The organism is Pseudomonas sp. zfem003 (assembly GCF_032621675.1).
Lineage (GTDB): Bacteria > Pseudomonadota > Gammaproteobacteria > Pseudomonadales > Pseudomonadaceae > Metapseudomonas > Metapseudomonas otitidis.
On sequence record NZ_JAVYJG010000004.1, the window covers coordinates 181781 to 204206 of the forward strand.

General features: G+C 71.2%; 25 protein-coding genes. 18 read left to right on the plus strand and 7 right to left on the minus strand.

Translation table 11 applies throughout. From position 1 onward, the window contains the following. Positions 1–18 precede the first annotated feature (18 nt). Positions 19–519 carry a DUF3203 family protein gene (locus tag RTK35_RS09955; RefSeq protein ID WP_316907895.1) on the minus strand — a complete coding sequence of 167 codons (501 nt, stop codon included), beginning with the start codon at positions 517–519 and terminating at the stop codon, positions 19–21. Then, positions 509–883, minus strand: coding sequence for a Rho termination factor N-terminal domain-containing protein (locus RTK35_RS09960; RefSeq protein WP_316907896.1), 375 nt, complete (start codon positions 881–883; stop codon positions 509–511). The genes RTK35_RS09955 and RTK35_RS09960 overlap by 11 nt, the downstream gene beginning before the upstream one ends. A 205-nt stretch (positions 884–1088) precedes the next feature. Here RTK35_RS09960 and RTK35_RS09965 point away from each other — a divergent pair, with 205 nt between their 5' ends. Further along, positions 1089–1481, plus strand: a complete 393-nt coding sequence (locus RTK35_RS09965; protein WP_142008639.1) for a DUF2513 domain-containing protein — start codon at positions 1089–1091, stop codon at positions 1479–1481. Positions 1482–1496: 15 nt separating this feature from the next. Beyond that, positions 1497–3962 (plus strand): glycogen/starch/alpha-glucan phosphorylase, encoded by a 2466-nt coding sequence (locus RTK35_RS09970; protein WP_316907897.1) that lies wholly within the window; start codon positions 1497–1499, stop codon positions 3960–3962. Between the two features lie 12 nt (positions 3963–3974). On the opposite strand, the gene RTK35_RS09975 is transcribed toward RTK35_RS09970, so the two are convergent. Further along, positions 3975–4358 (minus strand): hypothetical protein, encoded by a 384-nt coding sequence (locus RTK35_RS09975; protein ID WP_316907898.1) that lies wholly within the window; start codon positions 4356–4358, stop codon positions 3975–3977. An 84-nt stretch (positions 4359–4442) separates the two neighbouring features. Beyond that, entirely contained in the window at positions 4443–5357 is a 915-nt protein-coding gene (locus RTK35_RS09980; RefSeq protein ID WP_316907899.1) for an AraC family transcriptional regulator, read from the minus strand. A gap of 106 nt (positions 5358–5463) precedes the next feature. Here RTK35_RS09980 and RTK35_RS09985 point away from each other — a divergent pair, with 106 nt between their 5' ends. The 5 genes from RTK35_RS09985 to RTK35_RS10005 are packed head-to-tail and all read left to right on the plus strand — an operon-like array spanning position 5464 to position 9875. Next, positions 5464–6024 (plus strand): carboxymuconolactone decarboxylase family protein, encoded by a 561-nt coding sequence (locus tag RTK35_RS09985; RefSeq protein WP_044399592.1) that lies wholly within the window; start codon positions 5464–5466, stop codon positions 6022–6024. A 30-nt stretch (positions 6025–6054) separates the two neighbouring features. After that, complete coding sequence (locus tag RTK35_RS09990; RefSeq protein WP_316907900.1) at positions 6055–7131, plus strand: acyl-CoA dehydrogenase family protein; 1077 nt, start codon at positions 6055–6057, stop codon at positions 7129–7131. Beyond that, on the plus strand, positions 7128–7964 hold the full coding sequence (locus tag RTK35_RS09995; RefSeq protein WP_044399587.1) for an ABC transporter ATP-binding protein: 837 nt from the start codon (positions 7128–7130) through the stop codon (positions 7962–7964). Before RTK35_RS09990 ends, RTK35_RS09995 begins: the two co-directional genes overlap by 4 nt. Further along, on the plus strand, positions 7930–9129 hold the full coding sequence (locus tag RTK35_RS10000) for an ABC transporter substrate-binding protein (RefSeq protein ID WP_165666720.1): 1200 nt from the start codon (positions 7930–7932) through the stop codon (positions 9127–9129). Before RTK35_RS09995 ends, RTK35_RS10000 begins: the two co-directional genes overlap by 35 nt. Then, the gene (locus tag RTK35_RS10005) at positions 9126–9875 is read left to right on the plus strand and encodes an ABC transporter permease (protein ID WP_044399579.1); all 750 of its coding nucleotides are present in this window, start codon (positions 9126–9128) and stop codon (positions 9873–9875) included. Before RTK35_RS10000 ends, RTK35_RS10005 begins: the two co-directional genes overlap by 4 nt. 13 nt (positions 9876–9888) lie before the next feature. Here the strand turns inward: RTK35_RS10005 and RTK35_RS10010 are convergent, their stop codons facing one another. The 3 genes from RTK35_RS10010 to RTK35_RS10020 all read right to left on the minus strand — a co-directional run bounded on the left by RTK35_RS10010 (position 9889) and on the right by RTK35_RS10020 (position 12668). After that, positions 9889–11076, minus strand: coding sequence for a GGDEF domain-containing protein (locus RTK35_RS10010; RefSeq protein ID WP_316907901.1), 1188 nt, complete (start codon positions 11074–11076; stop codon positions 9889–9891). Between the two features lie 86 nt (positions 11077–11162). Beyond that, positions 11163–11660 (minus strand): methyltransferase family protein, encoded by a 498-nt coding sequence (locus RTK35_RS10015; protein ID WP_410478642.1) that lies wholly within the window; start codon positions 11658–11660, stop codon positions 11163–11165. A gap of 78 nt (positions 11661–11738) precedes the next feature. Further along, positions 11739–12668 carry a carbon-nitrogen hydrolase family protein gene (locus RTK35_RS10020; protein ID WP_044399570.1) on the minus strand — a complete coding sequence of 310 codons (930 nt, stop codon included), beginning with the start codon at positions 12666–12668 and terminating at the stop codon, positions 11739–11741. An 85-nt stretch (positions 12669–12753) separates the two neighbouring features. On the opposite strand from RTK35_RS10020, the gene RTK35_RS10025 reads away from it, so the two are divergent. The 11 genes from RTK35_RS10025 to zapE all read left to right on the plus strand — a co-directional run bounded on the left by RTK35_RS10025 (position 12754) and on the right by zapE (position 22425). Beyond that, a complete protein-coding gene (locus RTK35_RS10025; RefSeq protein ID WP_074972074.1) occupies positions 12754–13680 on the plus strand; it encodes a LysR family transcriptional regulator in 927 nt (308 codons plus the stop codon). Position 13681: 1 nt separating this feature from the next. Further along, a complete protein-coding gene (locus tag RTK35_RS10030; RefSeq protein ID WP_316907902.1) occupies positions 13682–14578 on the plus strand; it encodes a LysR family transcriptional regulator in 897 nt (298 codons plus the stop codon). Between the two features lie 108 nt (positions 14579–14686). After that, the gene (locus RTK35_RS10035; protein WP_074972077.1) at positions 14687–15892 is read left to right on the plus strand and encodes an MFS transporter; all 1206 of its coding nucleotides are present in this window, start codon (positions 14687–14689) and stop codon (positions 15890–15892) included. Between the two features lie 123 nt (positions 15893–16015). After that, on the plus strand, positions 16016–16279 hold the full coding sequence (locus tag RTK35_RS10040; protein ID WP_069565791.1) for a hypothetical protein: 264 nt from the start codon (positions 16016–16018) through the stop codon (positions 16277–16279). A 72-nt stretch (positions 16280–16351) separates the two neighbouring features. After that, positions 16352–17275 (plus strand): pyridoxal-phosphate dependent enzyme, encoded by a 924-nt coding sequence (locus RTK35_RS10045; RefSeq protein ID WP_316907903.1) that lies wholly within the window; start codon positions 16352–16354, stop codon positions 17273–17275. Positions 17276–17374: 99 nt separating this feature from the next. Next, on the plus strand, positions 17375–18211 hold the full coding sequence (locus RTK35_RS10050) for an AraC family transcriptional regulator (protein ID WP_316907904.1): 837 nt from the start codon (positions 17375–17377) through the stop codon (positions 18209–18211). A 47-nt stretch (positions 18212–18258) separates the two neighbouring features. After that, on the plus strand, positions 18259–18852 hold the full coding sequence (locus RTK35_RS10055) for a LysE family translocator (protein WP_107331124.1): 594 nt from the start codon (positions 18259–18261) through the stop codon (positions 18850–18852). Positions 18853–18932: 80 nt separating this feature from the next. Next, a complete protein-coding gene (gene pcaQ, locus RTK35_RS10060) occupies positions 18933–19877 on the plus strand; it encodes a pca operon transcription factor PcaQ (RefSeq protein WP_316907905.1) in 945 nt (314 codons plus the stop codon). A gap of 126 nt (positions 19878–20003) precedes the next feature. Next, the gene (gene pcaH, locus RTK35_RS10065; protein WP_044399542.1) at positions 20004–20726 is read left to right on the plus strand and encodes a protocatechuate 3,4-dioxygenase subunit beta; all 723 of its coding nucleotides are present in this window, start codon (positions 20004–20006) and stop codon (positions 20724–20726) included. 12 nt (positions 20727–20738) lie between these two features. Further along, complete coding sequence (pcaG, locus tag RTK35_RS10070; protein ID WP_316907906.1) at positions 20739–21344, plus strand: protocatechuate 3,4-dioxygenase subunit alpha; 606 nt, start codon at positions 20739–20741, stop codon at positions 21342–21344. A gap of 13 nt (positions 21345–21357) precedes the next feature. Next, positions 21358–22425: a cell division protein ZapE gene (gene zapE, locus RTK35_RS10075; protein WP_233473234.1), complete on the plus strand. Its 1068-nt coding sequence runs from the start codon at positions 21358–21360 to the stop codon at positions 22423–22425. Position 22426: the final 1 nt, after the last annotated feature.

Consider the following 22426-nt stretch of genomic DNA (forward strand, 5'->3'; position numbering starts at 1 on the left):
CGGCGGGGGCAGGGCGGGTCAGTCCGCCAGCAGGTTGAAGCGCTCGTCCCGGGCTCCGGCGCCGATCAGCGCCTGGGCCTGGTCTTCGGTGAGCAGGGCGGTGCCCGCCGTGCAGTGGATCACCGAGGCGCGCAGCCCCTCGTCGGTGGTGACCACCACGTCGCGGATCGGCAGTTCGCAATGGTTGCCGTTGAGTTCGATGGAACAGGTACCGGCGTCGACGTCGTAACTGATGCTCATGGGAGCCTCCTTCAGCAGGCCTTGGAGCCGCACCGGCTGTGGGCGGCTCTGGAACGGGGTACGGATGCCCTGGCGCGGGTCCAGCACGGGGTGGTCACCCGCTGGCCGGGCCAGCCGGGTTGGCGGGGTGGACGCCCGATAGAGCGCGGCGGCGCCCAGCACGGCCTGCAGCAGCCCCAGCGGGCCGCCACCCAGGGCGCCGCGCACCAGCAGCCAGCCACCGGCGCCGCACAGCGCCAGGCGGCCAGCCGGTGATGGACGGCGCGGCTCAGGCCGCATGGCGGATCGCCTGGATCAGCTCGGCCTTGCGCATGCGCGAGCGCCCGGCGATGCCCAGGTCCCGGGCGCGCATCATCAGGTCCGCGCGGGTGCTGTCTTCCAGGGACTGGCCCGGACGCGGCGCGCCCTGGCGGGTGGCGGCCGCCTGGCGGGCCGAGGATTGCCGCGCAGCGCGCTTGGTCGTGGCCGGTTTGCGGGTGCCGGAGCCGGACTTCTCGCCGCCGCCGGACTGCTTGTTCACCGTGGCCCAGGCGCGGGCCTCAGCTTCCTTGGGTGCCACGCCCTTGTCCTCGTAGCTCTGCTCGATGTGCTCGGCTTTGCGCTTCTGCTTGTCGGTGTAGGCGTCTTTGCTGCCGCGTGGCATGGCGGTCTCCTCCTGTTTCCGGGCCTCCGGGGCGAGGCCCGCTACAGGGTGGGAGCGGTGGCGCTGCGGGCGAGTTCCGGTGATCTGCGGCGCCGCTCGACCGATGGTCCCGCCGCCCTGAAAGCAGGTTGAACCTTCCGGCGCTGCGGGGGGACTCACCCAAGGGAGCCGCGAAACCCCGTGATTCGGCAGAAGGAACTTCACCATGAAACGAGACTGGGACCTCATCCGCAGCCTGCTGATGGCCGTCGAGGCGCTGGAGGGCGGGCGGCACTTCGCGCCGCGCGCCTGGGACGGGCACTCGGCCGCGCAGGTGGGCCATCACCTGCACCTGCTGGCCCAGGGCGGGCTGGTGGAATGTGCCACGCACCACCCCTGGAATGGCGAGCCGGTGATGATCGCCACCGGCCTGACCCTGGCCGGGCACGACCTGCTCGACCGCCTGGGTGACGACGCCACCTGGGCGGCGCGCAAGGCCGACCTGTTGGCCCGCGAAGGCGCCATCACCCTCGACGGCCTGCTGGCCCAGGGCTTGCCGCCCCGTATCCCCGAGGCCCGCCGCCTGCGCGTGGCCCACGCCGACGCCCGCATCGACTGACCCGGGAGAGCCCCCATGAGTGCAGAACAGGACGCCCCGGCCACCCGCCCGGAGGTGGACGCCTTTCGCCAGCGCATCCTCGACAAGCTGCGCTACGCCGTGGGCAAGGACCCTGGCAGCGCCTACCGCCACGACTGGTTCGAGGCCCTGGCCCTGGCCGCCCGCGACCATCTGGTGGACAACTGGGAGGAAGCCGGCACCGGGCAGGCGCGCCGGGACCACAAGCGCGTCTACTACCTCTCCCTGGAGTTCCTCATCGGCCGCTTGCTGGTGGACTGCCTGAGCAACCTCGGCCTGCTGGAGACCGCCCGCGAAGCCCTCGACGGGCTCGGCGTGTCCTTCGACGAAGTGCGCCAGGTGGAGCCCGACGCCGCGCTGGGCAACGGCGGCCTCGGCCGGCTGGCCGCGTGCTTCATGGAGAGCATGGCCACCCTCGGCCTGGCCGCCCACGGCTACGGCATCCGCTACGAGCACGGGCTGTTCCGCCAGGTCATCACCGACGGCTGGCAGCAGGAGCAGACCGAGACCTGGCTGGACTTCGGCAACCCCTGGGAGTTCGAACGGCCCGAGGTGAGCTACGGCATCGGCTTCGGCGGCAGCGTGACGACCCTCGAAGAGGAGGGCGGCGCCACCCGCCAGGTCTGGCAGCCCGCCGAGACCCTGCGTGCCATCGCCTACGACACCCCCGTGGTGGGCTGGCGCGGCGCTAGCGTCAACACCCTGCGCCTGTGGCGGGCCCGGGCCATGGAGGACCTGCAGCTGGAGCGCTTCAATGCCGGCGACCACTTCGGTGCCGTGGCCGACGTGGTGCGCGCCGAGAGCATCTCGCGGGTGCTGTACCCGGCCGACAGCACCGAGGCCGGCCAGGAGCTGCGCCTGCGCCAGGAGTTCTTCTTCGTCTCCGCCTCCCTGCAGGACCTGCTGCACCGCCACATGCAGGCCCACGGCGAGATCCGCAGCCTGCCGCAGAAGGCGGCGATCCAGCTCAACGACACCCACCCGGCCATCGCCGTGGCCGAGCTGATGCGCCAACTGGTGGACGAGCACCGCCTGCCCTGGAACGAGGCCTGGGGCATGACGGTGGCAACGCTGTCCTACACCAACCACACCCTGTTGCCTGAAGCGCTGGAGACCTGGCCCGTGTCGCTGATGGAGCGGCTGCTGCCGCGCCACATGCAGATCATCTACCTGGTCAACGCCTTCCACATCGACGCCCTGCGCGCCGCCGGCGAGCATGACTTCGCGCTGCTGCGCGCAGTGTCGCTGATCGACGAGGAGCACGGCCGGCGGGTGCGCATGGGCAACCTGGCGTTCCTCGGCTCCCACAGCGTCAACGGCGTTTCGGCGCTGCACACCGACCTCATGCGCGAGACGGTGTTCCGCGACCTGCACCGGCTCTACCCCGAGCGCATCAGCAACAAGACCAACGGCATCACCTTCCGCCGCTGGCTCTACCAGGTGAACCCCGGGCTCACCGCGCTGCTGGTGGAAGCCCTCGGCGAATCCCTGCTGGACCAGCCCGAGCACCAGCTGCGCAACCTCGAGCCCTGGGCCGCCAAGCCGGGCCTGCGCAAGCGCTTCGCCGCCCAGCGGCAGCAGAACAAGGCCGCGCTGGCGGCCCTGGTGCAGGAGCGCCTGGGCATCACCCTGGACACCACCGCGCTGTTCGACGTGCAGGTCAAGCGCATCCACGAGTACAAGCGCCAGCTGCTCAACCTGCTGCACACCGTGGCCCTGTACCAGGCCATCCGCAACGAGCCGGCCACCGACTGGGTGCCCCGGGTCAAGGTGTTCGCCGGCAAGGCCGCCGCCAGCTACCAGCAGGCCAAGCTGATCATCAAGCTGGCCAACGACATCGCCCGCACGGTCAACGCCGACCCCACGGTGCGTGGCCTGCTGAAGGTGGTGTTCCTGCCCAACTACAACGTCAGCCTGGCGGAGACCATCATCCCCGCCGCCGACCTGTCGGAGCAGATCTCCACCGCCGGGCTGGAAGCCTCCGGCACCAGCAACATGAAGTTCGCCCTCAACGGCGCACTCACCATAGGCACCCTGGACGGCGCCAACGTCGAAATGAGCCAACTGATCGGTGCCGAGCACATGTTCATCTTCGGCCTCACCGCCAGCCAGGTGGAGCAGCGGGTGCGCGCGGGCGACCTGAACATGCAGGCCGTGGTCGCCGCCGACGACCGCCTCGCCGCCGCCCTGGAGGCGATCCGCAGCGGGGTCTTCTCACCGGACGACCCGAGCCGCTACCAGGGCCTGGTGGACGGCCTGGTGCACCACGACCGCTTCATGCTCTGCGCGGACTTCAGCGCCTACTGGCACGCCCAGCGCCGGGTCGACGCCGCCTGGCAGGACCCGGACCGCTGGTGGCGCTCGGCGGTGCTGAACACCGCGCGGGCCGGGTGGTTCTCCTCCGACCGCACCATCGGTGAGTACGCAGCGGACATCTGGCAGGTGCCGACCCGGCGGGATTGATTCCTGCGGGTGTTACCAGAAGCCTGCCTGGCGCCGCTCGGCCGTGTAGTCCAGGGACAGCCCGAAGGCCTCGCGGAAGAAGGCCGCCAGGCGGGTATCCAGCACCGTCTCGTTGACCGAGGCCGGCGCCGCTTCCAGGCGCCGGGTCTCCCCCGTGTCGGCAAAGAAGCATTCATGGCGCACCCGTGCGGCCGCCGTGTCGCCCAGCAGGAGGTAGCGGCTGGGCCGCTCGCCGGGGCGTGCCACCTCCAGGCACAGGGCGGGCCCCACGCTGTTGGCTTCGTCGCGCACCACCGCTTCCAGCCCTGCCTGGCGGGCGTGGCGTGCGGCGTCTTCGAACAGCGGGCGGGCGATCTGTTGCAGGAGGGCATGCAGGTCGTGCGGGGGCTGATCCATGGGGCGGCTCCTCTCGGCGTGGCGGGTCCGAACGGTAGAGCTGCCTGGCCGGCGCGGGGTTTCAGCCGGCCGCCGGGTGGTCGCCTAGCCGCGCTGCCCCGACGACTTGCGGTACGCCCCCGGCTGCACCCCGGTGACCTTGTGAAAGGCGCGGGTGAAGGCCGCCACCGACTGGTAGCCGACGGCATCCGCCACCTCGGCCACCATCCGCCCGCTGTCCAGCAGGCGGCACGCCTGGCGCATGCGCAATGCCAGCAGCACGTGCCCCGGTGATTCCCCCGCCAGCTCCTGGAAGCGCTTGAAGAACGCCGAGCGCGACAGCCCGGTGCAGGCCGCCATCTCCTCCAGGCTCCAGGCCCGGCCGGGCTGGGCGATCAGCTGTTCCAGCAGCCCGGCGAAGGCCGGCTGGCGCGCCAGCGCGGCGAGTCCGCCGAGGCGGGTGTTGTCCATCACCTGCTGGCGCAGCACGTAGAGGAACAGCAGGTGGCTGAGGCGCTCCAGCAGGGCCGGCGAGGGCGCCGGAAGGCGCGCGCACTCCTGCAGGATCAGCTCGAACAGGCTGCGCGCAGCGGCCAGGGAGGGGTCGCCCCTGCGCAGCACGATCCACGGCGGCAGCGACTCGACGATCAGCGCCGACAGGCCCTGGCGGAAGTGGAAGAACCCGCACACCAGCCCCACGCCGTCCCCGGCGGCCGGCTCCAGGGCCTGCATGGTGCCCTTCGGCTGGGCGCGGGCGGCCTCCGCCGTCGCCTCGCCGGAAAGCCGGTAGGCCAGGTCGCGCAGCAGGAACACCGCGTCGCCGCTCTCCAGGCGCAGCGCCTCGTTGCCGTCGTCCAGGTGCAGCCAGCAATGCCCCTGCACCACCAGGTGGAAGCTGGCGCGTGCCAGGCCCTGGGTGCTGGCGTGCCAGCCGCCGCAGTAACGGCCGACGTGGAAGAGGCTGGTGTCGAGTTCGAGGTTCTCTAATAACCAATCGACCAGGGGGCTGGATGAATTCATCTAAGGGAAAGACTCAGGAGCAAGTGATAGCGACTTTAGAATATTGAACGGGTTTCTTATTACCAACAGACTTTTCGGCACCCGAACCGACCCAGGAGAAGACTCCATGTCCCGTGTGCCCGTACAGACCCTCGACAGCGCCCCCGAAGCGGCGCGCCCGTTCCTCGAAAACGCCCTGAAGAACTCCGGCTTCATCCCCAACCTGCTGGGGGTGCTGGCCAATGCGCCGGCGGCCCTGGAAACCTACGTCACCGTCTCGGCGCTGAACGGCAAGGCTGAGCTGAACCTGGCCGAAAGGGAAGTGGTGCAACTGGTTGCGGCAACTCGCCACGGCTGCGATTTCTGCGTAGCCGGGCACACTGCCGTCGCCACCAACAAGGCCAAACTGCCGGCCGAGGTGGTCAGTGCCCTGCGGGAAATGGCGCCCCTGCCCGAGGCGCGCCTGGAGGCCCTGGCGGCCTTCACCCAGGCCGTGATCGCCACCCGGGGCGATGTCAGCGACGCTGACTTCGCCGCCTTCCGCGCAGCCGGCTTCACCGACGGCAACGCCCTGGAGGTGATCCTCGGCGTGAGCCTGGCTACGCTTTGCAACTTCGCCAACGTCTTCGCCCGTACGCCGCTCAATGACGAGCTGGCCAGGTACCGCTGGCAACGTCCGGGGGCCTGAGCCCCGGACGCCGATGATCAGGAGATCGACATGCTGGACCCCAACCTGAGCCACTGGCTCGACAGCCAGGCCGAGGCGCTCGACACCGGCGCCTGCGACCCCGACACCCTGCTGCACGCGCTCAGCCAGGCCGGCCTGCCCAAGGTCGGCGTGGACCGCGCCCTGGGCGGCGATGGCGGCACCCTGCACGACGCCATCGAGACGGTCGCCGCCGTGGCTGGCCACTCGCTCACCGCCGCCTTCGTGCTGTGGGGGCAGCGCGCCTTCATCGAATACGTGCTGCACACCCCCAACGAGGCCCTGCGCGAGCGCCTGCTGGGCGACCTGCTGGCCGGCCGCGTGGCCGGTGCCACCGGCCTGTCCAACGCCATGAAGTTCCTCAGCGGCGTCGAGGCGCTGCAGGTGCGCAGCCAGGCCACCGAGAGCGGCTGGCGCCTGGACGGGCGCCTGCCCTGGGTGACCAACCTGCGCCGCCAGGGCTTCCTGGTGGCCGCCGCCGTGGAGGCCGGGGAGGGCCAGCCGCCGCTGGTGCTGGCGATCCCCGACGGTCTGGCGGGCCTGGCGCGCTCCGCCGACCTCGACCTGCTCGGCCTGGAGGGCAGCAACACCGCTGCCCTCGACCTGGCCGGGGTGGAACTCGATCGCGCCTGGCTGCTGCACGAAGACGCCCGGCGTTTCCTCCCGGGGGTACGCCCGGCCTTCCTCGGCCTGCAATGCGGCATGGCCCTCGGCCTGGCGCGGCGCTGCCTGGACGAGGTGCAGGCGCACCTCGGCGACGGCGGTGGCCGGGCCCTGCTGGAGGCCGAGCTGGGCGCGCAGCGCACCCGCCTGGAGGCCCTGGCCCGCGAACTGCACCAGGGGCTGGACGAAGGCCGCTTCCTCGCCCAGCCGGCTGCGCAGTTCCGCCTGCGCATCGGCCTGGCGGAGAGCGTCGCCGACGCCATCCAGCTGGAGCTGCAGGCCAGCGGTGGCAAGGCCTACCTGAGCGAGCACGGTGCGGGCTTCGCGCGGCGCTGGCGGGAGTCGGCCTTCGTGCCCATCGTCACCCCCAGCCTGGTGCAGCTGCGTACCGAACTGAACCGCCAGGCCCGCGAGGTGGTGGCGTGAGCGACGGGTTGCTGACGGCCGAGGGCATCCGCCTCGGCTACCTGCGCGGCAACCAGCGCCAGGAGGTGCTGGCGCGCTTCGACCTGCAGCTGGCGCCGGGGGAGGTGGTGTCCATCCTCGGCCCCAGCGGCGTCGGCAAATCCAGCCTGCTGCGGGTGCTGGCGGGCCTGCAGCAGCCCTGCGGTGGGCAGGTGCGGCTCCATGGCGAGCCGCTGGACGGCCCCCACCCGCGCGTGGCGGTGGCCTTCCAGGACCCGAGCCTGCTGCCCTGGCTGAACCTGGAGAAGAACGTGGCCTTCGGCCTGGATTTCGCCCGCCAGCCCAAGCTGGCTGCCGCCGAACGCAAGGCGCGGGTGGAGCAGGCCATCGCCGCCGTGGGCCTGGCCCACGCCCGTGGCCATTTCCCCGCGCAGCTCTCCGGCGGCATGGCCCAGCGCACCGCGCTGGCCCGCTGCCTGGCACGGCGCCCCGAGGTGCTGCTGCTGGACGAACCCTTCGGCGCGCTGGACGAGGTGACCCGCGCCGACATGCAGCAACTGCTGCTGCGACTGATCCACGAGCAGCGCACCGCCGCCGTGCTGATCACCCATGACATCGACGAGGCCCTGCTGCTCTCCGACCGCATCCTGCTACTGGGCGACACCCCGGCGCGGATCCTCGGCGAGTGGACCCCGGACCTGCCCCAGCCACGGGCGGAGCGGGTGGAGGAATTGGGGGCCTTGCGCGTCGACATCCTCAAGACCCTACGGCGGGCCAGCCGCGGAAACGGAACCCCAACCCCTGATACGGAGGCCCACGATGTGCCTGGACGATCCCTCTCATTCCCGACGTGACATCCTCAAGCTCGGCGCGCTGCTGACCGCCGCCGGCGCGCTGCCGCTGCTCACCAGCCTGCAGGCCCGCGCGGCCGCCGAGCCCGACGCGCCGGTGCGCATCGGCTACCTGCCGATCACCGACGCCACGCCGCTGCTGGTGGCCCACGCCAACGGCCTGTTCGAGGCCGAGGGCATCAAGGCCGAGCGCCCGGTGCTGCTGCGCAGCTGGGCGCAGGTGATCGAGGCCTTCATCTCCGGCCAGGTGAACGTCATCCACCTGCTGTCGCCGATGACCGTCTGGGCCCGCTACGGCAGCAAGGTGCCGGCCAAGGTGGTGGCCTGGAACCACGTCGGCGGCTCCGGCCTCACCGTGGCGCCGGGCATCGAGCAGGTGGCCCAGCTGGGTGGGCGCACCGTGGCGATTCCCTTCTGGTACTCCATCCACAACGTGGTGGTGCAGCAGCTGTTGCGCGACAGCGGCCTGGTGCCGGTGAGCAAGCCGGTGGGCGCGGCCCTGGCCGCCAACGAGGTCAACCTGGTGGTGCTGCCGCCCTCGGACATGCCGCCGGCCCTGGCCAGCAAGCGCATCGACGGCTACATCGTCGCCGAGCCGTTCAACGCCCTGGCGGAGAACCTCAAGGTCGGCCGGGTGCAGCGCTTCACCGGGGACGTCTGGCGCAACCACGCCTGCTGCGTGGTGTTCATGCACGAACACGACCTGAACAACCGCCCCGAGTGGTCGCAGAAGGTGGTCAACGCCATCGTCAAGGCGCAGCTCTGGACCCGCGAGAACCGTGCCGAGGCGGCGAAGCTGCTGTCCAAGGACGGCGCCAACCGCTACACCCCCCACGCCTCCGAGGTGCTGGGCAAGGTGCTGGCCCCGGCGGCCGGCGAGCGCGACGGCTACGTGAAGAGCGGTGCCATCCGCCATGCCGCGTGGGACGAGCAGCGCATCGACTTCCAGCCCTATCCCTTCCCCAGCTACACCGAGGAGCTGGTCAGCCGCCTGAAGGACACCCTGATCCAGGGCGACAAGTCCTTCCTCGCCGGGCTCGACCCCAAGGCCACCGCCGCCGACCTGGTGGACGACCGCTTCGTGCGGGCGGCCCTGGCCGGCGTCGGCGGGCTGGAGGCGTTCGGCCTGGGCGGCGGCTTCGAGCGCACCGAGGAGATCGCCGTTTGAACCTGAACCGCCTGTTCCTCGGCCTCGGCGGCCTGGCCGCCCTGGGCCTGCTGTGGTGGCTCGGCGTGGCGGCCGGGGGCGGGGACGACGGCCTGGCCGCGCGCTTCTCGCCCCAGCAGACCCTGGCCAGCCTGCAGGAGCTGCTGCACCGTGGCGAGCTGTACGAGCACGTGTGGGTGAGCCTCAAGCGCATCCTCGTCGGGCTGTCCCTGGCGCTGCTGGTGGGCGTGCCCCTGGGGCTGCTGGTGGGCAGCTCGCGCAACCTGGAGGCGGCCACCACGCCGGCCTTCCAGTTCCTGCGGATGATCTCGCCGCTGTCCTGGATGCCCATCGCGGTGATGCTGATGGGGGTGGGCGACCAGCCCATCTACTTCCTGCTGGCCTTCGCCGCCGTCTGGCCGATCCTGCTCAACACCGCGGCCGGGGTGCGCCAGCTGGACCCGCGCTGGCTGCAGCTGGCCCGCAGCCTGAGCGCCACCCGCCGGGAAATGCTGCTGAAGGTGATCGTGCCCGGCGTGCTCGGCCACGTGCTGACCGGCGTGCGCCTGGCCATCGGCATCCTCTGGATCGTGCTGGTGCCCTGCGAAATGCTCGGGGTCAGTGCCGGGCTCGGCTACTACATCCTCGATACCCGCGACCGCCTGGCCTATTCGGAGCTGATGGCCATGGTGCTGCTGATCGGCGTGCTGGGCTTTGCCCTGGATGCCGCCGCGCGGGGGCTCTACCAGCGCTGGTCGCACACCTGAGGCGCCGGGCGCTTCAGGCGTGGGAGGCGAGGCGGGCCTGGTTGCGACCGGCCTGCTTGGCCTGGTAGAGCAGCTGGTCGCAGCGCGCCAGCAGGTCCTGGGGATGGGCCAGCCCTGGCGCGCTGGAGAGGCCGCCGCCGAGGCTGATGGTGAGGTGGTCCAGGCCGTCCGGGCGGTGGCCATGGTCGATCCCCAGGTCCGCCACCTCGCGGCGCAGGCGCTCGGCGATGGCCAGCAGCTCCTGCGCGTCGCTGACCTGCAGCAGCACCACGAACTCCTCGCCGCCGTAGCGGAAGATCTCCGCCTGCCCACTGCGCAGCGCACTGCCCATGGCCTCCGCCACCTGGCGCAGGCACTGGTCCCCGGCCGGGTGGCCGTAGTGGTCGTTGTAGGGCTTGAAGTAGTCGATGTCGGCCATCAGCAGGGCGAAGGGGCGGCCGTTGCGGCCCATCTGCTGCCAGTGCTCGTCCAGGTGCTGGTCGAAGGCGCGGCGGTTGCCGACCCGGGTGAGGGCGTCGGTGCTGGCCATCTCCTGCAGGCGCTGGTTGAGCAGCGCCAGTTCCTCGCGCTGGCGGCGCTCCTCCTGCTCGGACAGGAAGGCCTGGCGCACCCCGGCGATGTTCGTCCAGCTGATGGCCAGGCTGAAGATCAGCACCGGCACGAACACCAGGGCGAAGATCATCACCGCCTTGGGGTTCCCCGGGTGGAGCAGCCACACGTTCCAGAAGATCACCCCGGTGATGATCATCGAGCAGGCGAGGATGCCCCGGAACGAGTAGCGCACCCCCAGGTTGCCGAGGACGATGAACACCACCGAGGCGTAGAGGAAGGTGGGCACGTCCGGCGAACTGCTGGCCTTGAGCAGCTCGAACCAGGCGACGGTGGAGACGATGTCGTGGAACGGCATCAGCATGTCCCGCACCAGCACGCTCCGGCAGTAGCGGAACACCAGGAAGATGTTGAGCAGCCCGATCAGGCTCAGGCCGCCGCGCAGCAGCAGCGAGTTCCAGGCCATGTCCGGGATCAGCAGCGCGTCGGCCAGGACGTAGGAGTCGTAGGCGATCATCGCGATGAAGTTGATCGCCAGCAGGAAGCGCCCGTGGCGTTCGAGCACGTAGCGGCGGAAGGCCGGCATCTGGCCGGGCGGGATGTGGCGCGTACGCGGCCGGGCAGGGGATTCGAAGGGTTCGAGTCGGGTCATGGGCCGCGCGGGGAGTGATGGCGAGCGGCCAGTTTAGGGGGCGCCCGCGATGCCGTCCATCGCCTCGCGAGCGCCTTTTCACGGGGCTACAGCCAGCGCCGGACCTGCTCGCGGTAGGCCAGGTAGTCGGCGCCGAAGAGCTGTTCGAGCATGCGTTCCTCCGGCGGGATCTGGTAGCGCTCGATGTACAGCATGAACAGCACCACGCCCGCCAGGGCGAAGGGCGCGGCGAGCCACAGGCCCCAGCCCAGCAGCATCAGGGCGAAGCCCAGGTACATGGGGTTGCGGGTGCGGTGGTAGATGCCGCGGATGACCAGGGCCGAGGTGCGCTCGGGGTGGATCGGGTTGACCGTGGTGCGGGCCTGGCGGAAGGCCAGGGCACCGGCCAGGCAGACCGCTACGCCGGCGGCCAGCACCAGCAGCGCGAGCAGCAGCCGCAGCGCCGGGGGCAGGGCGAAGGGCAGGCCCGGCGTGACCCGGGCCAGGCCGTCCATCAGCGCGGCGCAGGCCAGCCCCACCAGCGGCGGCGGGATGCGTCGCTCCAGCCAGCGGGCACGGGGGGGAGCGGTGGGTGTCTGGGTCATGGGGCTGTCCTTGCGAGGTGGGGGAGGCGGCATCATCAAGCCTGGAGTGGCTACAGAGTCAAGCACGCCTCCTGCGCCTCACTGGTCCCGTTCGAAGCGCACGCCGGGCTTGGCGCGTTCGTCCACCCGCAGTTCGAAGACGTCGGGGCGGGCGTAGTGGCCGACCACGTCGAAGTCGTAGCGGGCGCGGGTCAGCTGGTCGGTGTCCACCTCGGCGCAGAGCAGGCCGGTGGCGTTGCGCAGCGGGCCGGCGAGCACCTCGCCCAGCGGGTCGACGATCACGCTGCCGCCCTGGATCAGCGGGCGGTCGTCATCCCAGCCCGGCACCTCGATGCCCAGCTCGCGGGGCGAGGGCTGCACCTGGCAGGCGCTGATCACGAAGCAGCGGCCCTCATGGGCGATGTGGCGCATGGAGCATTGCCACACCTCGCGCTCGTCCACCGTCGGTGCGCACCACAGTTCCACGCCCTTGGCGTACATGGCGGTGCGCAGCAGCGGCATGTGGTTCTCCCAGCAGATGGCGGCGCCCAGGCGGCCGGCTGCGCTGTCCACCACCGGCAGGGTGGAGCCGTCGCCCTTGGCCCAGATCAGCCGCTCGGTGCCCGTGGGCATCAGCTTGCGGTGCCGTGCCACCAGGCCTTCGCCGGGCTCGAAGAACAGCGCCGTGCAGTACAGCGAGCTGCCCGCGCGCTCGATCACCCCCAGCACCAGGCTGGCGCCGGTGCGGGCGGAGAGGCCTGCCAGGGCCTCGGTCTCGGCGCCCGGCACGTCGATGGCGTTGGCGTGGTAGCGGGCGAAGGCCTCGCGCCCCTCCGGCAGGCGATAGCCCAGGCGGGTGCCGAAGATCTCGCCCTTGGGGTAGCCGCCCAGCAGCGCCTCGGGCATCACCACCAGGGCGGCCCCGGCGTCGCGGATGGCCTGTTCGTAGGAGAGGATGAGGTCCAGGGTGGCCTGCTTGCCTTCCGGCAGGGAGCCGATCTGCAGGGCGGCGACGGTGCGGCGGGGCATGGCGTGGGTCCTTGCTTGGTGAGGGATGACGGGGATGCTATAAGCCCCGCTTCCCGCAATGAATGGCGATTCGCTGCTAATCGATATGAAGCGCATGAATATCGAACAGGCCGACCTGAACCTGCTCAAGGTCTTCGAGGCCCTCCACGAAGAAGGCAGCGCCAGCCGCGCCTCGGTGCGCCTGGGGCTGACCCAGTCGGCGGTCAGCGCGGCCCTCGGGCGCCTGCGCCTGCTCTACGGCGATGCGCTGTTCCAGCGCACCGGGCGCGGCCTGGCGCCGACCCTGCTGGCGGACCAGCTCAAGCCGGTGATCAGCGAGGCCCTGGACCGGGTGCGCCAGAGCCTGGACCTGGTGGCCCCGGAGGGCGGCGACTTCAGCGGACGCTCGGTGACGGTGGGGCTCTCCGACGACTTCGAGATCGCCCTCGCGCCCCGGCTGCTGGCCCAGGTGGCACGGCGGGCGCCGCAGCTGCGGCTGATCTTCCGCCAGACCCACAGCCAGATCGTCAACGCCGCGCTGATGGAGCGCCAGGTGGACCTGGCGATCACCTCCGGCGGCATCACCAGCCAGGGCCTGAGCCGCGCCTTGCTGGGGGAGGGCGGCTACGCCTGCGTGGTCGACCCCGAGGGGTTCGGCGATGCCGGGGCGCTGGACCTGGAACGCTTCGTCGCCAGCCCGCACCTGCTGATTTCCTCCGGCGGCTTCATCGGCATCGTCGACGAGGCCCTGGCCGCCCTCGGGCGCAGCCGCCGGGTGCTGGCCTCCACCACCCACTTCGCCGCCTTGCCCTACCTGCTCAAGGGCACGCCGGCCCTGGCCACGGTGCCGGCCCATGCCGCCGAAGCGGTGGCCCGCGTCAGCGGGTTGCGGGTGCTGGCCTGCCCGCTTGCGCTGCGGCGCTACCCCATCGAGCTGGGCTGGCGACCTCGCGCCCTGGAGGACCGCGCCGTGGCGCTGGTTCGCGAGGCCATCGAGGCCTGCTTCCCCCTGACCCCGTCCCAAGGAGCCTGAGATGGACAAGTTGCTGGCCCTCAAGCTGTTCGTCGCCACCGTCGATTGCCGGGGCTTTTCCGCTGCCGCCCGCCAGTTGGGGCTGGCCACCTCCTCGGTGACCCGCGCGGTGGACGGGCTGGAGCGCGAGCTGGGCGCGGTGCTGCTGAACCGTTCGCCGCGCCAGGTCACGGTGACCGAGGCGGGCACCAGCTATTACCTCAGCGCGCGGCAGATCCTCGAACAGCTGGCCGAGGCCGACGCCGCCGTGAGCGATGGCGGGGACGAGCCCAGCGGGCCGCTGCGGGTCTCCGCGCCGGTATCCTTCGGCCGCCACCGGCTGTCGCCGCGCCTGGGCGCCTGGCTGCAGCAGTACCCGCGCCTGGAGCTGGACCTGGCCCTGACCGACGAGATCGTCGACCTGCTGGGGGAGCGTGTCGACGTGTCCATCCGCCTCGGCGTGCCGGCGCCCATGGACGGCGTGGTGGCGCGGCCCCTCGGGCAGTTCCGTCGCCGCGTGGTGGCCAGCCCCGGCTACCTGGCCCAGCGCGGCACGCCGGAGCACCCCCGGGAGCTGGCCGGGCATGACTGCCTGCGCTTCGACTTCGGCCGCGCCCGGCAGTGCTGGACCTTCCACGACGCCGCCGGGACGCGCCTGCAGGTGCCGGTGCACGGCCGTCTGCGCAGTAACAACATCGACGTCCTGCGTGACGCGGCCCTGGCCGGCGCCGGCCTGGCGCTGCTGCCCGACTGGCTCGCCGAGGTGGAGCTGGCGGACGGGCGCCTGTGCGAACTGCTGCCCGGCTGGTCGGTCAACCCGGACGACTCGCAGCCCCAGGTGACCGCCCTGTACCTGCCCAATCACCGGGGTTCGCGGCGTATCGCCGCGTTCATGGCGTTCGTGGCGGAGCAGGTGTGAAGCTCCGTTGCGCCGCACGCAACGCCACGTTGCGGCAGGGGCGGATTCAGTCGCTGGGGCGGGGCGCATAACCTTGGCGCCAGGTTCCCTGCCAACCCGAGGATTGCGATGAACACCCAGACCCTTGCCCACCCACCCGTTGCCCATGCCCTGGGGCGCGGGTTGGTGATGCTCTTCGCGCTGTGCTGCGGCGCCATCGTGGCGAACATCTACTACGCCCAGCCGATCATCGAACTGATCGCCCCGGATGTGGGGCTGTCCAGCCACGGCGCCAGCCTGATCGTCTCCCTGACCCAGGTCGGCTATGCCCTGGGGCTGTTCTTCCTGGTGCCCCTGGCGGACCTGCTGGAGAACCGCCGGCTGGTGCTGGCGACCCTGGCGGTGACTTTCTTCAGCCTGCTGGCGGTGGGCTTCACCGAGCGGCCGGGCGGGCTGCTGCTGGCCTCGGCGCTGATCGGCTTCAGCTCGGTGTCGGTGCAGATGCTGATCCCCCTGGCGGCGCACCTGGCACCCGAGGCCAGTCGTGGCCGGGTGGTGGGCGGCATCATGGGCGGCCTGCTGCTGGGCATCCTGCTGGCGCGGCCGCTGTCCAGCCTGGTGGCGGACCACTTCGGCTGGCGCACGGTGTTTTTCGCGGCGGCGGGCCTGATGCTGCTGATCGCCGGGGTGGTGCGCGTGGCGCTGCCCGACCATCGCCCGGCCCACAAGGCCAGCTACGGCCAGTTGCTGGCCTCCCTCTGGCACCTGCTCCAGCGCGAGCCGGTGCTGCGCCGCCGGGCGTTGTACCAGGCGTTGCTGTTCGCCGCGTTCAGCCTGTTCTGGACCACGGCGCCCGTGGAACTGGCGCGGGTTCACGGCCTGTCGCAGTCGCAGATCGCCCTGTTCGCCCTGGTGGGGGCCATCGGCGCCATCGCGGCCCCCATCGCCGGGCGCCTGGCGGACGCCGGGCACACTCAGCGCCTGTCGTTCCTGGCGATGGGGCTGGCGGTGCTGAGCTTCATCCCCGGCTTGCCGGGCCTGCCCCTGGGCGTGGTGGGGCTGGCGCTGACCGGGGTGCTGCTGGACTTCGCCGTGCAGATGAACATGGTGCTCGGCCAGCGCGAGGTCTACGCCCTGGACGCCAGCAGCCGCGGACGCCTCAACGCGCTGTACATGACCAGCATCTTCATCGGCGGCGCCCTGGGCTCGGCGGTGGCCAGCCTGGCCTACGAACAGGGCGGCTGGTTGCTGGTCGCCGGGCTTGGCGCGGGGCTGCCGGCGCTGGCGCTGCTGGCCTTCGTCCTGGTGGGCCGGCCCCGGGTGACTCCCGTCTGACTGGCGGACCAGTGCCAGCGGATTTCCTTGAACCAGCCGACAACATTCCGCTGCCGGCTGGCCTAGGCTCCTGTATCCCGACCCGCCGGGTCGGCTCTTGAAACGATCGCAGGGAGCGAACCGATGAAACTGGCCAAGGACGACATAGCCCGCTTGTTCACCCTCCATTTGCCGGACTACCGCTGCGAGGTCTCCCGCCACGGCGTGGCGGAGCTGGCCCTGCAATTCACCCACCGCGCCCTGGGCGACGTGTTCACCCTCTGCGTACCGGCCCGCGAGCTGGATGGCGCCCCGGCGGTGCGGGCCCTCAGCCGGGCCCTGGCGGAGGAGTTCGAAGGCGCCGTGGGCGCGCGCCTGTGCTTCGGCACCCTGCGTCGCCGGGCCTGAGCGCAATAACGTACAAGACCGCCCCGCTGGCGGGCGGCACCTTCGGCGAGTCCTTCCTGCCCGAGCGTTGCCATGGCCTTGCACATCGAAACCCCGTTGATCCACTCCCACCCGCTCTCCGCAGCCGCCGGGCGGCGCGTCCGGCTCAAGCTGGAGGCGCTGCAGCCGCCCGGTTCGTTCAAGATCCGTGGCGTCGGTGCCGCCTGCGAGGTGCACGCGCGGGCGGGCAAGCGGCGTTTCATCTGCTCCTCCGGGGGCAATGCCGGGCTGGCGATGGCGTTTGCCGGGCGCCAGCTGGGCGTCCCGGTGACGGTGGTGGTGCCGGAGAACACGCCGGAGCGCGCCCGCGAAGCCCTGCGCCGCGAAGGCGCGGACCTGCGGGTGCACGGCGCCGCCTGGCACGAGGCCAACGAACTGGCGCTGTCCCTGGTGGGCCCGGAGGACGCCTTCATCCACCCCTTCGATGACCCGCTGCTCTGGAGCGGCCACGCCAGCCTGGTGGACGAGGCCGTGCGCCAGGGCCCCCGGCCCGGCGCCGTGGTGCTCTCGGTGGGCGGTGGCGGCCTGTTCAGCGGCGTGGTGGAGGGCCTGCGCCGCAACGGCTGGGACGATGTGCCGGTGGTGACGGTGGAAACCCGGGGCGCCGCGTCCTTCGCCGCCGCACGGGAGGCCGGCACGGCGGTGACCCTGGACACCCTGGCCACCTGCGCCGGCTCCTTGGCGGCGCGCCGCGTGTGCGACCGTGCCGTCGAACTGGCCCGGCTGCACCCGGTGCGCAGCCATCGGGTCAGCGACCGCGAGGCACTGCAGGCCTGCGAGCGCTTCCTCGACGATCACCGCCTGCTGGTGGAGCCGGCCTGCGGCGCAGCGCTGGCCGCGCTCTACGGGGAATGCCCGGCGCTGGAAGATGTCGACGACGTGCTGGTGGTGGTCTGCGGCGGGGTGACCGCCAGCCTCGAACAGATCCGCGCCTGGTACGCCCAGGCCGCCGATTGAGCTGCACGAATCTTCCAGACAGCGCCGCTGGGCGGCCGATAATGGCGGGCCGCACCCCCTGCGGTGCAGGATGGCCCCCTGGCTGAGCGGAGCGCGCCCATGACGGATGGCAACTGGATCGACCTCAAGCAGGATGCCGGCACCGGCATCGAGACGCTGCGCGCGCACTTTCGCGGGCACGCCTACGACCCGCACTGGCACGACAGCTACCTGGTGGGTGTCACCGAGCAGGGCGTGCAGCAGTTCCATTGCCGGCGTGCCCGGCACACCAGCACCCCGGGCCAGGTGTTCCTGCTGGAGCCGGGGGAGGTCCATGACGGGCATGCGCCCACCGAGGATGGCTTCACCTATTCCATGCTCTACCTGGAGCCGGACTGGCTGGAGCGCGAGCTGCGCAGCCTGTTCGAGGACGCCCCGGCCCATTGCCAGCCCAGCTTCGCGGGCACCCTCGCCAGCGACCCGCAGCTGGCGCTGGCGACGCTGACCGCCTTTCGCGCCCTGCACCAGCAGGAGCTGCGCATGCTGCGCCAGGCCGCGGTGGACCAGTTGCTGGTGCGCATGACCGACCACCTGCACTGGCGCAGCCGGCAGCGCCAGGACCCGCGCCTGCCGCTGGTGGCGCTGCGGGCGCGGGACTACCTGCAGGCCCACCTGGGTGAGGACATCGGCCTGGACGACCTGGCGCTGGCCGTGGGGGTGGACCGCTTCCGCCTCAGCCGCGCCTTCAAGGCCGCCTTCGGCCTGGCACCCCACGCCTACCTGATCCAGCTGCGCCTGAGCCGGGCGCGGCAACTGCTGGCCCGGGGGCAGACGCCCGCCGAGGTGGCCAGCGCGCTCGGCTTTGCCGACCAGAGCCACCTGGGGCGCTGGTTCCGCCGTGCCTACCGGCTGACCCCGGCGGACTACCGTCGGCGCTGCACACGCCTTCCAGACTGAGCGGCCGGCGGGCCGGAAGATGGGGGCTCCCCACTCCGGAGCCCACCATGGACACGCTGTCACCCTTCGCACTCTTCGCCTTCGTCGCCTCCATCACCCCCGGCCCCACCAACCTGCTGGTGCTGGGCAACGCCGCGCGTTTCGGACTGCGCCGGGTGTGGCCCATCGTGCTCGGTGCCTGCTCGGCGGCCACCGCTGTCCTGGCCCTGGTCGGCCTCGGCCTGGGGGAGGTGCTGCTGCGGCTGCCGGCCCTGCAGCTGGCGATGAAGGTCGCCGGCTTCGCCTGGCTCTGCTGGCTCGCCTGGGGCCTGTACCGCAGCGCCGGCAGCGACCTCGGCCCGGACGCCGGCCGGCCCCTGGGCGTGGCCGGCGCGATGGGGCTGCAACTGGTGAACCCCAAGGTGTGGATGACTGCGCTGGTGGTGATGGGCGTTTACCTGCCCGGCGCCGGGGACCTGGCCATCCGGGTGCTGCAGCTGGCGCTGGTGTTCCTGCTGGTGTCGCTGCCCTGCATGGGGGCCTGGGCGCTGCTGGGAGCGGGCAGCGCACGGCTGTTGCCGGGGCACCGGGCGCAGCGGCGGTTCAACCGGGCCATGGCGGTGCTGCTGTTCCTGTCGGCCTGCCTGGCGCTGGGAGGCTGAACGCTTGGCCATAACCAATTGGTTGGCCTGAGCCCCATCTGACGCTAGGCTTGCGCGCATTGCCCTGCCTGGACCTGCCCGTGAACATCGACACCCGCATCAAGTTCCGTCACCTGGTGTGCTTCCTCGAAGTGGCGCGCCAGGGCACTTTGGCGCGCGCGGCGGACAAGCTGGCGGTCAGCCAGCCGGCCATCTCCAAGACCCTGCGCGAGCTGGAGGACCTGCTGGGCGCCAGCCTGTTCGTGCGTGGCCATGGCGGGGTCACCCTGAGCGAGGCGGGGGTGGCCTTCATGCGTTATGCCGGGCCCTGCGTGCAGGCCCTGCGGGACGGGGTGAACAGCCTGCGCAGCGGCGAGCACGAGTCGGCCACGCTGCGCCTGGGGGTGCTGTCCACCGTGGAGAGTCTGCTGGTGCCCGAAGCGGTGCGCCGCCTGCATGCGCGCCACCCGTCGCTGGTGGCCAGCGTGATCACCGGCCCCAGCGCCTGGCTGCTGTCGCAGCTGCACCTGGGCGAGCTGGACCTGGTGGTGGGGCGCATGACCGACAGCCCGCAGATCCAGGGGCTGGTGTTCGAGCACCTGTACAGCGAGTCGATGACCCTGGTGGTGCGCCCCGGCCACCCGCTGCTGGCGGCGCCCGTGGTGCGCGAGGCCCTGCAGGGCTTCCCGCTGGTGCTGCCGCTGGCCGGGACCACCATCCGCAAGTACGCCGATGCCTTCTTCGTGCAGTGCGGCGTGGAGCAGCCGCGCCAGCGCCTGGAGACCCTGTCGGTGGCCCTGAGCCGTCGCTACGTGCAGACCGGCGAGGCGATCTGGATCGCCCCCTACGACGCGGTGCAGCTGGACCTGCGGCGCGGCGAGCTGGTGGAGCTGGACCTGGGCATCCGCGAGCCCGGCGGCTCGGTGGGCATCTGCAGCAACGCCGCGCTGCCGCTGCCCCTGGCCGCCCACTGGTGCGTGGAGGTGCTGCGGGAACTGGGGCAGGACTACCGGGACGGCCACTACCCGGAGTCGGGCGGTGCCTGATTCGCCCATAACCCAGCGGTTATGCCTGGCGGTGTTCTTTTCAGTTCACGGGCCGTGTCCCAGCGGCGAGACTGCCAACCGCCCGCTGCCTGGCAGCCTCCACAACTCGAACAACAGGAGACCGACATGGCCGATCTTCCCTCGGAAAGCCGCTTTGTCATCCGCGACCGTAATTGGCACCCCAAGGCCCTGACCCCCGACTACAAGACCTCCGTGCCGCGCTCCCCGCGCCAGGCGCTGGTGAGCATCCCGCAATCGCTGTCGGAAACCACCGGCCCGGACTTCTCCCACCTGAAGATGGGCGAGCACGACAACGACCTGCTGCTGAACTTCAACCACGGCGGCCTGCCCATCGGTGAGCGCATCGTCGTCTCCGGCCGGGTCATGGACCAGTACGGCAAGCCGATCCCCCACACCCTGGTGGAGATGTGGCAGGCCAACGCCGGCGGCCGCTACCGCCACAAGAACGACCGCTACCTGGCGCCCCTGGACCCCAACTTCGGCGGTGTCGGCCGTGCCCTGACCGACAGCGAGGGCCGCTACATCTTCCGCACCGTCAAGCCGGGCCCGTACCCCTGGCGCAACGGCCCGAACGACTGGCGCCCCGCGCACATCCATTTCTCCATCAGCGGCCCGTCCATCTCCACCCGGCTGATCACCCAGCTGTATTTCGAAGGCGACCCGCTCATCCCGCTGTGCCCCATCGTCAAGAGCATCGCCAACCCTGATGCCGTGCAGACGCTGATCGCCAAGCTGGACATGGGCAACGCCAACCCCATGGACTGCCTGGCCTACCGCTTCGACATCGTGCTGCGCGGCCAGCGCAAGACCCACTTCGAGAACCGCTGAGGAGACACCCGCATGCCCATCGAACTGCTGCCGGAAACCCCTTCCCAGACCGCCGGCCCCTACGTGCACATCGGCCTGGCCCTCGAAGCCGCCGGCAACCCGACCCGCGACCAGGAGATCTGGAACCGCATGGCCAAGCCCGGCGCGCCGGGTGAACACATCGTGCTGATCGGCCACGTCCACGACGGTAACGGCCACCTGGTGCGCGACTCCTTCCTGGAGTTCTGGCAGGCCAACCACGAGGGCGTGTACGACACCGCCTTCGACCTGGAGAAGCCGTTCAACAGCTTCGGCCGTACCGCCACCACCTTCGACGCCGGTGAGTGGACCCTGCACACCATCAAGCCCGGCGTGGTGAAGAACGCCGCCGGGGTGCCCATGGCGCCGCACATCAACGTGTCGCTGTTCGCCCGGGGCATCAACATCCACCTGCAGACCCGCCTGTACTTCGAGGACGAGGCCCAGGCCAACGCGGCGGACCCGGTGCTCAACCTGATCGAGCAGCCGCAACGCCGCGAAACGCTGGTAGCGCGTCGCTGCGAAGTGGAGGGGCGCCTGGCCTACCGCTTCGACATCCGCATCCAGGGTGAAGGGGAAACGGTGTTCTTTGACTTCTAGGGAACCGGCACCCGTGCCCGATGCGCTGACCGAACCCATCGGCCAGCGCATCCAGCGGCACTTCGAGTCGGCGCTGGAGGCCCGGGGCTACCGGGCCGACCCCGCACAACGCACCGCCATTGCCCGTCTCGGCCAATGGCTGGAGGCGTTTGTGGCGGGGCGCAGCGGCTGGCTGCGGAGGCTGCCGGCCGGTCTCTACCTGTGGGGCGGCGTGGGGCGCGGCAAGAGCTTCGTGATGGACGCCTTCTTCGACGCGGCCCCGGTGCCGGGCAAGCGGCGGGTGCATTTCCACGCCTTCCTGCAGGAACTGCAGGGGCGCATCGCCGCCTTCGCCGGCCAGCCGGACCCGCTGGCCCTGGCGGCCCGTGCGCTGGCCGGGGAGGCGCCGCTGCTGTGCTTCGACGAGTTCCACGTCCATGACATCGGCGATGCGGTGCTGCTCGGGCGCCTGCTCAAGGTGCTGGTGGAGGAGGGCGTCGGCCTGGTGTGCACCTCCAACTACCACCCGGACGGCCTGTGCCCGAACCCGCTGTACCGGGAGCGCTTCAAACCCGCCATCGCCCTGATCGAGAAACGCTTCGAGGTGATCCACCTGGACGGCGGCGAGGACTACCGCCAGCGTGGCGGCGAGCGGGAGGCCTGGGGCGAGTACGCCTGGCCGCAGTCGGCCTTTGGCGAGGGATGGATCGCCGCCCGCCTGGGGCTCGAGGCGGCGGATGGCCAGGTGCTGACGGTCAACCACCGCCCGCTGCCGGTCCGGGCTGCAAGCGCTGACCGGGCCTGGATCGCCTTCGACAGGCTCTGCCGGGACCCGCGCTCCAGTGCCGACTTCCTCTGGCTGTGCCGGCAGTTCCGCCACCTCGCCATCAGCGAGGTGCCGTGCCTGGGCGAGGAGGCCATCGACGTCCAGCAGCGCTTCGTCAACCTGGTGGACATCGCCTACGACGCCGGCACGCGCCTGCTGCTGACCAGCGAGGCGGACCTCGACGCCCTGTGCCGGGGCAAGCCGCACATGGACTTCTCACGAACCCGCAGCCGGCTCGGGCAACTGCGCCCGCTGCACCCCGACTTTCCGGATTGAA